Annotated in this window: 15 protein-coding genes; 6 read left to right on the top strand and 9 right to left on the bottom strand. The window is 55.0% G+C overall.

The annotated features are described in order from the left end of the window. Nucleotides 1-71: 71 nt before the first annotated feature. The 4 genes from B3511_RS04325 to ppiB form a co-directional block, all read right to left on the bottom strand. The gene (locus B3511_RS04325) at nt 72-260 is read right to left on the bottom strand and encodes a hypothetical protein (RefSeq protein ID WP_286777599.1); all 189 of its coding nucleotides are present in this window, start codon (nt 258-260) and stop codon (nt 72-74) included. 70 nt (nt 261-330) lie between these two features. Continuing rightward, on the bottom strand, nt 331-540 hold the full coding sequence (locus B3511_RS04330) for a YdgH/BhsA/McbA-like domain containing protein (protein ID WP_040076836.1): 210 nt from the start codon (nt 538-540) through the stop codon (nt 331-333). A 143-nt stretch (nt 541-683) separates the two neighbouring features. Further along, entirely contained in the window at nt 684-1406 is a 723-nt protein-coding gene (gene lpxH, locus B3511_RS04335) for a UDP-2,3-diacylglucosamine diphosphatase (protein ID WP_286777600.1), read from the bottom strand. A 3-nt stretch (nt 1407-1409) separates the two neighbouring features. After that, a complete protein-coding gene (ppiB, locus tag B3511_RS04340) occupies nt 1410-1904 on the bottom strand; it encodes a peptidylprolyl isomerase B (protein WP_040076834.1) in 495 nt (164 codons plus the stop codon). Nucleotides 1905-2078: 174 nt separating this feature from the next. Between ppiB and cysS the strand changes: the two genes are divergently transcribed. Then, nucleotides 2079-3464, top strand: coding sequence for a cysteine--tRNA ligase (cysS, locus tag B3511_RS04345; RefSeq protein ID WP_040076833.1), 1386 nt, complete (start codon nt 2079-2081; stop codon nt 3462-3464). A gap of 128 nt (nt 3465-3592) precedes the next feature. Here the strand turns inward: cysS and B3511_RS04350 are convergent, their stop codons facing one another. The 5 genes from B3511_RS04350 to folD form a co-directional block, all read right to left on the bottom strand. Further along, nucleotides 3593-4117: a metal-dependent hydrolase gene (locus B3511_RS04350; RefSeq protein WP_212476987.1), complete on the bottom strand. Its 525-nt coding sequence runs from the start codon at nt 4115-4117 to the stop codon at nt 3593-3595. Nucleotides 4118-4188: 71 nt separating this feature from the next. Further along, nucleotides 4189-5205 carry a Mal regulon transcriptional regulator MalI gene (gene malI / locus B3511_RS04355; protein ID WP_046884407.1) on the bottom strand — a complete coding sequence of 339 codons (1017 nt, stop codon included), beginning with the start codon at nt 5203-5205 and terminating at the stop codon, nt 4189-4191. A gap of 84 nt (nt 5206-5289) precedes the next feature. Further along, nucleotides 5290-6789 carry a PTS transporter subunit EIIC gene (locus B3511_RS04360; protein WP_046884406.1) on the bottom strand — a complete coding sequence of 500 codons (1500 nt, stop codon included), beginning with the start codon at nt 6787-6789 and terminating at the stop codon, nt 5290-5292. A 401-nt stretch (nt 6790-7190) separates the two neighbouring features. Beyond that, the gene (gene ybcJ, locus B3511_RS04365; RefSeq protein WP_233801038.1) at nt 7191-7403 is read right to left on the bottom strand and encodes a ribosome-associated protein YbcJ; all 213 of its coding nucleotides are present in this window, start codon (nt 7401-7403) and stop codon (nt 7191-7193) included. 1 nt (nt 7404) lies between these two features. Further along, complete coding sequence (folD, locus tag B3511_RS04370; RefSeq protein WP_040076827.1) at nt 7405-8271, bottom strand: bifunctional methylenetetrahydrofolate dehydrogenase/methenyltetrahydrofolate cyclohydrolase FolD; 867 nt, start codon at nt 8269-8271, stop codon at nt 7405-7407. A 321-nt stretch (nt 8272-8592) separates the two neighbouring features. On the opposite strand from folD, the gene fimA reads away from it, so the two are divergent. The 5 genes from fimA (at nt 8593) to sfmF (ending at nt 14159) form a co-directional block, all read left to right on the top strand. Then, nucleotides 8593-9156 (top strand): type 1 fimbrial major subunit FimA, encoded by a 564-nt coding sequence (gene fimA / locus B3511_RS04375; protein WP_040076826.1) that lies wholly within the window; start codon nt 8593-8595, stop codon nt 9154-9156. A gap of 226 nt (nt 9157-9382) precedes the next feature. Continuing rightward, on the top strand, nt 9383-10048 hold the full coding sequence (fimC, locus tag B3511_RS04380; protein WP_286783330.1) for a type 1 fimbria chaperone FimC: 666 nt from the start codon (nt 9383-9385) through the stop codon (nt 10046-10048). 14 nt (nt 10049-10062) lie between these two features. Continuing rightward, nucleotides 10063-12627, top strand: a complete 2565-nt coding sequence (locus B3511_RS04385) for a fimbrial biogenesis usher protein (protein ID WP_286777601.1) — start codon at nt 10063-10065, stop codon at nt 12625-12627. A gap of 19 nt (nt 12628-12646) precedes the next feature. Next, nucleotides 12647-13645, top strand: a complete 999-nt coding sequence (fimH, locus tag B3511_RS04390; protein ID WP_286783332.1) for a type 1 fimbria D-mannose specific adhesin FimH — start codon at nt 12647-12649, stop codon at nt 13643-13645. Beyond that, nucleotides 13638-14159: a fimbria assembly protein gene (gene sfmF, locus B3511_RS04395; RefSeq protein WP_286777602.1), complete on the top strand. Its 522-nt coding sequence runs from the start codon at nt 13638-13640 to the stop codon at nt 14157-14159. The genes fimH and sfmF overlap by 8 nt, the downstream gene beginning before the upstream one ends. Nucleotides 14160-14166: the final 7 nt, after the last annotated feature.

A 14166-nucleotide genomic window follows, 5' to 3' on the forward strand; every position in this document is an offset into this window, starting at 1 on the left:
GTTTATTGCGGGGAAGCAGCAACAAAAAGACCGCCTTTTGGCGGTCTTTTTAGTTATAAATTCAGCCTCATTTACAGCAGAGTACCTGCGGTCAGGCTCTCTTCATCGAAGGCGTGGCTGACATTGATATGATTCTCAAGAATCACCGTGTCCATATTAGAGCCCGCCTCCGGCATGGAGAAGCGGTTTTCTGCAGCCATAGCGCCAGATGACAGTGAAGCGGCCAGCAGCAGGGCGCTGACGAGGGTCATTTTTTTCATGTTCTGTTCCTTGCTCATCATATTGTCGCTGTCGCTGGGCATCTCTCTGGCGGCACGGCAATCAGGTTGATTATTTGGTCAGTTCTGCGGTCATGTGCACGCGGTTGTCGAACTGAGCGCTGGTGATTTTATAAGAGGCACCTTCGCGGGCGGCCTGAGCGGCGATTTGGGCTTCTGCACGGTCAATCGTGGAGGCGGTAGTGCTCACGCTCTGCGCAAAAGAACCGAAAGAGATCAGTGAAAGAGCGGCAACTGCAACGAAAGTTTTGATGGATTTCATGGTCGTGATCCTTAAGCTGTTTTGTTTGGGGTAGGGCGTTGTTGCCCTGATGTGAATAATGATAGGCCGACCAGAGTGTGATTAAAATCAAAACAATTTGCGCGTGCAATTCAAAATATTTGAATGATTTTTAGGCAGGGATTTTAGAACGGAAACGCGATGAGTTCGACGCCGTCCGGGGTTACTTTGACCATCGAGCCTTCCGTATGCCAGGCACCTAATACTACACGGTGGGCAGGCTCGCCGTGGACCATAAGGTTATGCACGTCAGGACGATGGGTATGGCCGTGAATCAGCCAGTGAACCTGGTGCTTTTCCATCACGCGGACAACCGCCTGGGGGTTCACATCCATGATGGTCATGGATTTGCTGCTGTTAGCGGCTTTACTGCCCGCACGCATTTTGGCGGCGATGCGATTGCGGATAAACAGCGGCAGGGCGAGGAAGAGGGTCTGGATCCAGGGGGTATGAACTTTAGCACGAAACGCCAGGTACCCGATATCGTCGGTGCACAGCGTATCACCGTGCATGATCAGCACCTTGCGGCCATAGAGGTCCAGCACTTGCTCTTCGGGCAGCAGGGTCATACCGCTTTCGCGGGCAAAGCGTTGACCAATCAGGAAATCACGATTGCCGTGGATAAAGAAGCAGGGCGTACCGGCATCGACCAGCGCTCTGATGGCGGCAGCGATTTCGCGGTGCAGCGGGTTAGGATCGTCGTCGCCAATCCAGGCTTCGAACAGGTCACCCAGAATATAAAGCGCATCGGCGCTTTTCGCTTCACCGCGTAAAAAACGCAGAAAACCGGCGGTGATCGCCGGTTCTTCTGTTTGCAGATGGAGATCTGCAATAAAGAGTGTCGCCACGAATTATTCGCTGACGGTCACGCTTGTAATCACAACGTCTTCTTTTGGAACGTCCTGATGCATACCGCTGCGGCCAGTAGAGACAGCTTTGATTTTATCAACCACGTCCATCCCTTCTACCACTTCAGCGAACACGCAGTAACCCCAACCTTGCAGGCTCTCACCGGAGAAGTTCAGGAAGTCATTGTCTGCTACGTTGATGAAGAACTGAGCAGTGGCAGAGTGAGGAGCCTGAGTACGCGCCATCGCCAGCGTACCACGGGTGTTTTTCAGACCGTTGTTCGCTTCGTTTTTGATCGCTTCTTTGGTCTCTTTCTGCTGCATGCCAGGTTCAAAACCGCCGCCCTGGATCATAAAGCCGTTGATCACACGGTGGAAAATGGTGTTGTTGTAGAAACCTTCGCGGCAGTAGTCCAGGAAGTTTTTAACTGTTTCAGGCGCTTTGTCATCAAAGGTTTTGATTACGATATCGCCATGATTAGTGTGGAAAGTAACCATTTTTGCATCCTGTTCTGTTATTGCAGTGCTTCGACCCCGGTTCGGGCCACATATAGGGGCTTGTTATAGCATAACCACTGGACGCGATCACCTTGCATTGTGTGCTGCTTCGATGATGAATAATAGGTATGATAAGAAAGTTTCTATCCACACACGTCTCATATGGAACCTTCGATGTTAAAAATTTTTAATACAATGACGCGCCAAAAAGAGGAATTTAAGCCTATCCATGCCGGGGAAGTCGGCATGTACGTGTGTGGTATTACGGTTTACGATCTCTGTCATATTGGCCATGGCCGTACCTTTGTTGCGTTTGACGTGGTTTCGCGTTACCTGCGTTTTTTGGGCTACAACCTGAAGTACGTGCGTAACATTACCGACATTGACGATAAAATCATTAAGCGTGCTAATGAAAACGGCGAGAACTTTGTCGCGCTGGTCGATCGAATGATCGCCGAAATGCACAAAGATTTTGATGCCCTGAATATCCTGCGCCCGGACAACGAGCCGCGCGCCACCCACCATATCCACGAGATCATCGAGATCACCGAGAAACTGATCGAGCGCGGTCATGCCTATGTGGCTGACAACGGCGACGTGATGTTCTCCGTGCCGACTGACCCGGCATATGGCCAGCTCTCTCGCCAGGATCTGGAGCAACTGCAGGCCGGTGCGCGCGTAGACGTGGTGGATGTGAAGCGTAATCCGATGGACTTCGTCCTGTGGAAGATGTCCAAAGCGGGTGAACCGAGCTGGCCGTCGCCATGGGGCGAAGGCCGTCCGGGATGGCACATCGAGTGTTCCGCCATGAACTGCAAACAGCTGGGTAACCATTTTGATATCCACGGCGGCGGATCGGATCTGATGTTCCCGCACCATGAGAACGAAATTGCCCAGTCCACCTGCGCCCACGGCGGCGAGTACGTCAACTACTGGATGCACTCCGGGATGGTGATGGTCGATCGTGAAAAGATGTCCAAATCACTGGGCAACTTCTTCACCGTGCGCGACGTACTGAAGTATTACGACGCGGAGACCGTGCGCTACTTCCTGATGTCTGGCCACTACCGCAGCCAACTGAACTACAGCGAAGAGAACCTGAAGCAGGCACGTTCGGCGCTGGAGCGTCTGTATACTGCGCTGCGCGGTACCGATAAATCTGTCGCACCGGCCGGCGGCGAGGCGTTTGAAGCCCGCTTTGTTGAGGTGATGAACGACGACTTCAACACCCCGGAAGCCTACTCCGTGCTGTTCGATATGGCGCGTGAAGTAAACCGCCTGAAAACGGAAGATGCCGCGGCCGCGAATGCGCTGGCTGCCCATCTGCGTAAGCTCTCCGCGGTGCTTGGCCTGCTGGAGCAAGAGCCGGAAACCTTCCTGCAGAGTAGCGCGCAGGCGGACGACGGCGAAGTGGCGGAGATCGAGGCGTTGATTACTGCTCGTCTGGAAGCGCGTCAGGCGAAAGACTGGGCGGCAGCAGATGCAGCGCGTAATCGTCTGACCGAGATGGGTATCATTCTGGAAGATGGTCCTCAGGGGACGACCTGGCGTCGTAAGTAAGTTCTCCCCCTCACCCTAACCCTCTCCCTCAGGGAGAGGGGATCGTCCGGTTTTCTCCCTCACTCCGTGCCAGCGGGCATCGTCCGCTTTTCTCCCTCTCCCTGGGGGAGAGGGCCGGGGTGAGGGCCTCAGCGCGCACGCTTCCACCACAATACTCCCATTAACACCACTCCAGGCAGCCACACCCACAGCAGTTCCGAAATGATCACCTGATGCCCGTACGGGGTGGTATAGCGCGACAGCGCAAACGGCGCGACCTTAATCACCTGCCAGGGGGCGAAAAAGCGTTCATCCGACCAGGGCCACAGCCAGCCAACCCCTTTGCCTCCGGTCGTGATCGAATCCAGCAGACTGTGCGATAGCAGCGATACGGTTAAAAACAGCCAGCAGCGAATCAGCCCGGCCCTGAACCATCGTCGACCCGCCCAGACGCAGAGTAGCGGAACCACAAATGCAAACAGCAGGGAGTGCGTAAAGCCGCGATGACCAAAAATATTGCCGTAGGCCACGCCGAACTTAAAAGAGAGCACGTCGGCGTCTGGCAGCATGGCCAGCACCACACCGGCAAACAGGAGGCGAGGAGGTATAACGCGGGTGCCGAGCCCTAAGCCCAGGCAGAGAGGCACAGCAGCATGAGTAATAATCGTTGGCATGGTCATTTTCCACGGTAAATCATGGAAATATAGCAGGCTTTACCCGCCGCCAACCGAAACGAATTCTGAATTCAGGCCGATTCCCGGGCAATGAGCTGGCCCGAGAGCGTAATACGCTGAGTTTGCAGATCCGGCTCCTTCAGCTTGCGCATCATTAAGCCCGCGGCCTGACGTCCGGTCTCTTCACTGGCGGAGGAGACATAGGTAAACGACGGCGAGGTGAGATTAACGTGCAGCATATCTTCAAAGCCGACAAGGGCGACCTGCTGAGTCAGAAAGACATCTTTGCCCACCGTGCGCCCCACCTGATGAATACCGGAGATCGAGCCAATCATCGCATCGGGCGAATGGCAGAGCAGGGCGGTGATGGTATTGTTTTTTTCCAGCAAATGGCGGGTGGCGAGCCCGGCGGCTCGGGTGTCGTCGCTACAGGCCGGGGCAAACTCGTCACGATTAATTAGCCCATACTGGCTCATGGCGCTGCGAAAACCGAGCAGGCGCTGCTCGCGAATCAGGCAGTTTTCCTGCCCGCCGATATAGGCAATATTACGGTGTCCCCGCTCAATCAGGTAACGCGTTGCAAGATTCGCCGCCTGGCGATTATCCCGCAGCACCAGATTACAGGGTTCATCCAGAAAAGATTGCGAGACGGCGACCAGCGGAAGGGGGCATTGACGAATCTGTTCGGGTAAACGGGCATGCTGCGTATCGGAAGATAAATAGATCACCCCCGCCACGCCCTGCTGTTTAAATGAAAGCAGGCAGCGCTCAAGATGTTCGCCATCGTTTTGCGGCTGCCCAAGAAAGACCATATAGCCCTGTTTTTCCAGCTCTTGCACGACGCTTGCCATCACTTTGATAGAAAAGCTGTCGCTAAAATCACGCAGAATCAGGCCGATCAGGTTGGAGGTGTTGGCGCGAAGGTTAGCAGCGGCGACATTATGAACATAGCCGAGCGTATTGATGGCAGCATGGACTTTCTCAATCGTTGCCTCTGAGATTTTCCCTTTCTGGCGTAGCACCAGCGAGACGGTGGATACCGAAACGCCTGCCTCTCTGGCGACATCAATAATGCTGACTTTCTTCAAACTCGCTCCCTGAAATTTCCACATTATCAGCCTGTTCAGACAACGCCTCCCAGATTACAGGAGACGTGTCAGCCAGGCATCTTATTATTTTCCGATCAGCGTGCTCATAGTCTGGGCGATAAACTGTGCCCTGGCACCAAAGATCACCTGAATCCCCTTATCGCCAACGAAGACCACACCGCGTGCCCCCAGGCCGTTAAGCCCGTCTTTATCCACCTCATCGCCTTTGGCCACTTCCAGACGCAGACGGGTGATACAGGAGCCGACGGAGTCAATGTTGTTCGCCCCGCCCAGCAGCGCAATGATTTCGGTGGCAAGCTCAGTATCGGTCTTGTCATCGGTTGTCGCGCTCACGTCAGTACGGCCCGGTGTTTTCACGTCAAAACGACGGATCACAAAGCGGAAGGTGAAGTAGTAAATCAGCGCCATCGGAATACCGATAATCACCGCGTTCAGGAAGTTGGTCTGGTAGCCGTTAAACGACGGCAGGATCCCGAACGACAGATAATCGATAAAGCCCGCAGAAAACGACTTGGCGATATGTGCATGCATCAGGTACATGGTCATATAGGCCAGACCCGCCATGATGGCGTTGAAGACGTACAGAATCGGTGCCACGAAGATAAAGGTAAACTCAACCGGCTCCGTAATCCCCGTCAGGAAGCAGGTCAGTGCGGCAGAGAAGAGAATACCGGCCGCGATTTTCTTATTCTTGGTGTGCGCTTCGTGATACATCGCCAGACACGCCGCAGGCAGCGCGAACAGCATCAGCGGGAACTCGCCCTGCATGAACTTACCGGCATTCTGGTAAGTATCGCTGCTGAAGGATTTAGTCCCTTCTTCCAGCATTTTAAACCAGATAGTCTGGTCGCCGTGGATCACCTGGCCCGCCTGGGTGGTGTAATCACCGAAGGAGTACCAGAACGACGGGTACCAGATGTGGTGCAGGCCGAGCGGGATCAGCGCGCGCTCCACCAGACCGAAGATAAAGGTCGAGGCCGCCTGATTATCGCCGTTTACCACCACCGAAAGCGCGTCGATGCCGGACTGGATATGCTGCCAGATGTACGGCAGCAGCAGGCCGAGCAGGAACGACAGAAATGCCGTCGCAATCGCTACAAAACGCTTACCGGAGAAGAAGCCGAGGAACTCCGGCAACTGCATGGTATGGAAGCGGTTATAGCACCAGGCGGCGAGAATACCGCAGATCAGGCCGCCAAAGACGCCCATCTGCAGAGTAGGAATGCCGACCACCATGGCGTATTTACCGCCCTGAGAGGCCATCTCCGGCGTGATGCTCAGTAGCGTGCCGATGGTAATGTTAGTAACAAATACCGACACTGCCGCAGAGAGCGCAGCGATGCCCGATTCTGACGCCAGACCCACCGCGGAACCGATAGCGAAGAGCATGGGCAGGTTATCGAAAATAACCCCGCCCGCATTCATCATCAGCGGCAGATGGAATTTATCCCCGAACGCCAGCAGCAAGCCGGCAGCGGGAAGCAGTGAAATTGGCAGCATTAAGGCGCGGCCAATCATCGATAACTTAGACAACGATTTAACAAACCCTGATATCAGACTCATGCTGAAATCTCCCCCGAGAAGCGCTTTTTTCGCGCTGTTATAGTAAGTATAACGTTTTAGTAGAACGTTCTACTTATCGTGAGGAAAGGTGGAATTACGCGCAACTAAATTTTCACATTTCAACAAACGAAATAGTGATTCTTTGAAGTCGATCGATAATTAACCGTGATGGGAATGGGGGATAAAGTGAGAGGAGAGCGGTTTGTTCCCCTCACCCTAACCCTCTCCCCCTAGGGGAGAAGGGACTGCCCGGTGCGGTCTTCTCCCTCGCCCCTGTGGAGAGAGGGGGCTGCCCGGTGCGGTCTTCTCCCTCGCCCCTTTGGGGAGAGGGCCGGGGTGAGGGGAAATATACACTCAGTATTTAGGCCCGGTAAGCGTCGCGCCACCGGGCATCACACGCCTCAGGCGGTAACAGTCACGCTATGGCCTGCAAAACTCACGGTCTGTCCCGCAACAACCTTGCAGCGTTTGCGGGTCTCCACCGCACCATCAACCGTAACCAGACCTTCAGCAATGACGATCTTGGCCTGCGCGCCGCTCTCGCTCCAGCCTTCCAGCTTCAGGAGATCGCACAGCTCTACGTGTGGGTGTTTACCTAATGAAAAAGTGGCCATCTTACGCTTCCTCTACATCGTGATACTCTTCGCATGCTTGCAAAGTATTTTGAATCAGTGTTGCTACCGTCATTGGGCCTACGCCGCCCGGCACCGGGGTGATGTAAGAGGCGCGCGCGGCGGCATCCTCGTAAACCACATCGCCCACGACTTTGCCGCTCTCGAGACGGTTAATGCCTACGTCCACCACAATCGCACCTTCTTTGATCCACTCACCGGGAATGAAGCCAGGCTTGCCGACGGCGACGATCAGCAGATCCGCGTTTTCAACGTGTTGACGCAGATTTTTGGTAAAGCGGTGGGTAACGGTCGTGGTACAGCCAGCCAGCAGCAGCTCCATGCTCATCGGGCGGCCAACGATATTCGAGGCGCCAATCACCACGGCGTTCAGACCGTAGGTATCAATGTTATAGCGCTCAAGCAGGGTAACGATACCGCGTGGCGTGCAAGGACGCAGACGCGGCGCGCGCTGGCACAGGCGACCGACGTTATACGGATGGAAACCGTCCACGTCTTTATCGGGTGCGATACGCTCCAGAACCTTCACGTTGTCGATGCCTGCAGGCAGCGGCAGCTGAACCAGAATGCCGTCGATCTCTTTATCAGCGTTCAGGGTGTCGATCAGCTCCAGCAGCTCTGCTTCGCTGGTGGTTTCCGGCAGATCATAAGAGCGGGAGACAAAGCCCACCTCTTCACACGCCTTGCGTTTGCTGCCGACATAAATCTGGGATGCCGGGTTACTGCCAACCAGCACAACAGCCAGTCCGGGGGCGCGTTTACCGGCCGCTGTACGCGCCTTCACTTTTTCCGCGACCTCAGAGCGCACCTGCTGCGCAATCGTTTTACCGTCAATAATCTGTGCTGCCATCAGAGAGAGGATTCCATCTGTAAGGTTTAAAGGGGGGATTGCCTATATTTTGTCAGAAGCGAGCGCTGCTGTCAGTCACCCATTGCGAGATTTCCTGATCGCCTCCCGGCTGAGCCATTCAGTCCCTGCGTTTTGTACGGTTTTTTTCTTAGGGATGATTAAGACCAGACCTGGGCCATTTACAGCGTTTGGGCATATTTAAATATTTCGCCAGAGGCTACTTTAGCGTTGCCAAAAATAAGCGTTCAATCCTCACATTGAATGCCTCATTTATTCCCGCTATTTGTTGGGAAGGGTATTTTATATTTTAAAGGAATAGACATGAAAATAACCTATGCTGCATCTGTTGTAATTGCTTCGCTGACCTTTTTTGCTGGAACTGTTCAGGCAGAAGAGACGAAAACACCAGTATCTGTAAATGGTGGCACAGTTCATTTTACGGGTGAATTAGTGAATGCCGCCTGTGCAGTGAATACCGAATCGTCAAACCAGACGGTCAACCTGGGCCAGTATCGTACGGCGAAGTTCACCAAAGTCGGTGATACCACCAGCAATGTTCCCTTCACTATTGAGCTGAATGATTGCGATCCGACCGTAGCGACGACGGCCGCCGTGGCCTTTACCGGCCAGGTTGATGCCACCGATAAAACCCTGCTGGCCGTCTCCTCCGGCAGTAATGACACCGCTGCAAAAGGGGTTGGGATTGAAATTCTCGACAGTCAATCCACCACGCTGACACCGGATGGCGCCAGCTTCTCGGCAACCCAGGCACTGATCAAAGGGACCAATACCCTGAACTTTGCCGCGCGCTATAAAGCCACGGCGGCAACTACAGAGCCGGGTCAGGCCAACGCTGACGCGACCTTCGTCGTTAAATACGAATAAGCCTGACAGCAGGGAGGATGAAGGTCTCAGGGAGGAGGCCCGACTGTCTGGATTGAGTATCAGAATGAACGCTAAGGAGCATGATTTGGGTTGCTCCTTACTATTGAGTGCAGTGGCGTGGGGCTGGCTATTTTTAGCTCCGACTGCAGCCACTCGTGCCTGACATACCTGCGAATAAATAATTATAGGCTCCGCTGTGAAATATGTATTTTTTAAACCAGGGTTCATCGTATTTTTATTCTGTCTACTGGTATCGCTGCCGACATACGCTGCAGGTGGAATTGCACTGGGTGCGACTCGGGTTATTTATCCTGCCGAAGCGAAACAGACTTCACTGGCTATTACCAACAGCCACAAACAGGAACGTTATTTAATTAATGCCTGGATTGAAAATGAGCAGGGAACAAAAGAAAAATCGTTTGCCGTCACGCCTCCGCTGTTCGTCAGCGAGCCGGATAGCGAAAATACCTTGCGCATAATCTATGCGGGCCCTGCGCTTGCGAAGGATCGTGAGTCGCTGTTTTATCTAAACGTGAAGGCGATTCCGTCGGTTGATAAAGCCAGCATTGAGGGAAAAAACGTCCTGCAACTGGCGGTGCTGTCTCGCATCAAGGTCTTTGTCAGGCCGGGCAATCTCGCCATGCAGCCCGATGAGGCGCTGTCACATCTGCGCTTTGAACGGGTGGGTAACCAACTCAAAGTCAGTAATGCCTCACCCTATTACATCACGCTGGTCAATCTACGCCTCGGCGAACAGAGAGTGGAGAATCTGATGATTGCGCCAGGGCAGTCGGCACAACAGCACCTTCCGTCCGGTGCCGGCAACATGCTGAGCTGGCAAAGCGTGAATGATTATGGCGCGATAACCCCCGCGCGTAGCATCAATCTTTGAGCCTGGTTCGAATCATGCACACTCAGCGAGGGCTGCCTGGTCTCATCGCACTGGCCTTAATCGTCAACTGGCCGCAGACGGGGCGGGGTGAGAGCTACTTTAACCCGGCATTTTTATCCGATAGCGCGGCAGACGTCGCCGATTTATCGCGCTTTGAGCAAGGTTATCAGCAGGCTCCGGGCCTATATCGGGTCGATATTTGGCTCAATGAGGCCTTTATTGGGACGCAGGATATCCGCTTTGAGAGCGCGTCTGAACCGGTTCCCACCGTGGCGGGAGGGCTGGCGCCCTGTATCACGCGCGCGCTGCTGGAGCGGTTTGGTGTAAACCTTGCGGCATTTCCGACACTCGCCGGCGCGGAAGGAGAACACTGTGTTCCGCTGACCCAGGTGATTGCGGGAAGTCAGATCATCTTTAATTTCGCCGCGCAGCGGCTGGACGTAAGCCTGCCGCAGGTGGCAATGCAAAATAGCGCGCGGGGATACATCTCTCCTGAGCAGTGGGATAACGGTATTCCGGCGGCATTGTTGAATTACAGCTTCAGTGGCAATCGCGGTAGCGACGACGACAGCTATTACCTCAATCTACAAAGCGGGCTGAACTATGGGGCCTGGCGATTACGTAATACCGGGGCGTGGCGCTATACCCGCAGCAACGGAACGCGGCACAGCGAATGGCAAAATATTGGAACCTGGGCGCAGCGTACGCTGGTGCCGCTAAAAAGCGAGCTGGTGCTGGGAGACAGCAATACGGGTAACGACGTCTTCGACAGTATCGGTTTTCGTGGGGGGCGACTTTACGCTGCAGACAGCATGTACCCGGACAGTATGCAGGGCTACGCCCCCACCGTGCGCGGTATCGCCAGGACCCCGGCCAAAGTTGTCATCCGTCAGAACGGATATGTCATTTATCAAAGTTACGTTCAGCCCGGCGCCTTTGCCATTACCGATCTCAATCCCACCTCATCGAGCGGCGATCTGGAGGTGACGGTGGAGGAAAAGGAGGGAAGCGTCCAACGCTATAGCGTGCCCTATTCCACGGTCCCTCTGTTGCAACGCGAAGGGAGACGAAAGTTTGACCTGGTCGCCGGCGCCTACCGCAGCGGTAATCAGGGGCAGGATAGGCCAGTATTTGCGCAGGGCACGCTGCTCGCAGGTCTGCGCGACGGTTATACCCTCTACGGTGGCGCGCAGGTTGCCGCACGTTATAGCGCTCTGGCGCTGGGGGCGGGCAAGAATCTGGGGGAGTGGGGAGCGGTCTCGATCGATGTTACGCATGCCCGTAGCCAGCTTGCCGACGAGAGTCGCCATCAGGGCCAGTCCCTGCGCTTTCTCTATGCAAAATCATTGAACGGCTATGGCACAAATTTCCAGCTGCTGGGCTATCGCTACTCCACTAAAGGGTTTTACACCCTGGATGATACTGCCTGGAAATCGATGGAGGGTTACCAGTATGGCGAAAGCCTGACGAAGGACGGCGTGCCGGATGTGCAGAGCTATCACAACCTGGCGTGGAGCAAAAAGGGGCGTATCCAGCTCAATATCTCCCAGTCACTGGGGGAGTGGGGGTCGGTCTATCTGTCCGGCAGCGAGCAAAGCTACTGGGACACCTCTGAAACTAACACCTGGTATCAACTCGGCTATGCGGGTGGGATGCAGGGGATCAGCTACGCCTTTACCTGGGCCTGGAGCCGGGCGGCGGGCATTGAAGGCACCGACAGGATTGCCTCTTTTAACGTCAGCGTGCCTTTCTCGATCTTTATGGGCGGAGGCTACCGTCGCGATAACGCCTTTGAACGCGCGTGGGCGACCGCCTCGGCCAGCCGCAACAGCGACGGGCAAAGCAGCTGGCAAACGGGCGTGAGCGGCACGTTGCTTAAGGATAAGAACCTGAATTACAGCGTGATTCAGGGGCACTCCAGCAGTGGAGGCGTAAGCGGAAGTGCCAGCGCGAACTGGCAGGCAGCCTGGGGGAACCTGGGCGCGGGGTATAACACCAACCGCGAAAAACGCGACTGGAACTGGCAGCTGGCGGGCGGCGTGGTGGGTCATGCCGACGGTATTACCCTGAGCCAGCCGCTGGGGGACACCAACGTTTTGATCAAAGCGCCAGGCGCATCGGGCGTCAGCATTGAAAACCAGACCGGGGTAAAAACCGACTGGCGTGGCTACGCCGTTATGCCTTACGCCACCGTGTATCGCTATAACCGCGTCGCGCTGGACACCAATTCTATGGGTAACAGTATCGATATTGAAAACAACGTAAGCAGCCTAGTGCCGACTCGGGGGGCACTGGTGCGGGCCAGCTTTGATACCCGCATTGGCGTGCGCGCGTTAATGACCGTAACGCGATCCGGCAAACCGGTGCCCTTCGGCGCGCTGGTGCGTGAGAACCAAAGCGGTATCACCAGCATGGTGGGTGATGATGGACAAATTTACCTTAGCGGATTGCCGCTGGTGGGAGAGTTAATGATTCAGTGGGGTCGCGATGCGCAGTCTCAGTGCCGGGCACAGTACCGGCTGCCTGACGATAGTCAGGAAAGGAATATCACTCTGGCGGAGGTGGAGTGTGAACCATAAAGGGCAATCTCGGCGCGCCATTGCCGGGGCAGTGTTAAGTGGCCTGCTGGCGCTGAGTGCCCTCCCGGCCAGGGCAACCGTGTGTCAAAACGTGGACGGCGGGGCGAAAGATATCTCGTATGACCTCTCGGATGTCTTTAACAGCGCCAATAACAAACCAGGCCAGATCATCACGCTTTCCCAAAAATCCGGGCTGGTGGGGGTGAATGCTATCTGCCCGAAGGGCACCACCGGTAAATCGACAATGCGAAGTTATGTGACCGATCTGCCTGTCACCAGCGTGGAGGATAATTACCAGTACGTAAAACTGAACGATTATCTGGAGGGGGCCATGCAGATACACGATAATTTTGCCGGCACCTTCTATCCGCCCGCTAATTTCATCCAGATGGGACAGCACCCCAACGTGCCAAAACAGAAAGCCTTCCCGGTGACGGACTCGAAACTGATTTTTCGTCTGAAGGTGACCCGGCGGTTCATTAACCTGGTGGTCATCCCACGTCAGACCATGTTTCGGGTTTACGTCACCACCGCGAAGGGCGATCCCTTAACCACGCCGGTGTATACCATTAGCTACAGCGGAACCATACAAGTGCCGCAAAGCTGTATGTTGAACGCCGGCTCGATTGTGGAGTTTGATTTCAAAGAGATGGCGGCCTCCCTCTTTAGCGAGGCGGGGGCAGGAAATCGTCCGCAGAAAATTTCGCCCCAGAGTAAAACCATTGCCATCAAATGCACTAACGTCGAGGCGCAAGCCGCGCTGACCATGCGTATTGAAGCGGATAAGGTGGCAGGCAATGCGCTGGTCTCCGATAACCCGGATCTGGGCTTTGTCGTGGCGACGGAGGGCGGCACGCCGCTTACGCCAAATACGCTGGCAAGCAAGATCCCGTTCCGCCTGGATGAAAACGCCGAGGCGTCAGTGGCTATTCGCGCCTGGCCGGTGAGCATTACCGGCATTAAACCGGCGGAAGGGAAATTTACCTCGTTGGGCTATCTACGCGTGGATTATGAATAAGATAAAACCTCTGATCGTCCTGGTCACATTATTAACGCAGGGTTTCGCCAGTGCCAGTAACTCCCTGGGGCAGGTGAATATCAAACTCTCTGGCACCATCGTGGATTTTACCTGCGTGGCAGAGGTGGGCGACAGCGTCAAATCCGTGCCGCTGGGGCGCTGGTCGACTAAACTGCTGAGTACGACGGGCAGCCGAACCCCGGCGGTACCCTTTAGTTTGAAACTGGAGGGCTGTCCGCCGGGCGCGGCATCGTTAACCTTCACCGGCAAAGCCAATGCACAAGATAGCGAACTGCTCGCACTCAATGAGGCTAGTCATGCCAGCAATGTTGCCATTGAGATCCGCAATCAGGATAAAACGCGTTTGCCATTGCAGCAGGCCAGCCAGGAGGTGAAGGTGGATGCGCAGGGGCATGCCGTTTTGCAGTTTTATGCTAATTACATTGCCACGGCCAATGACCCTCAACCGGGGCGTGCCGATGCCGATGCGACTTTTGTTATCAATTATTACTAATACCGTT

Origin of the sequence: Leclercia sp. UBA1284 (genome assembly GCF_002308415.1) — a bacterium.
Classification (GTDB): Bacteria; Pseudomonadota; Gammaproteobacteria; order Enterobacterales; family Enterobacteriaceae; genus Enterobacter; species Enterobacter pneumoniae.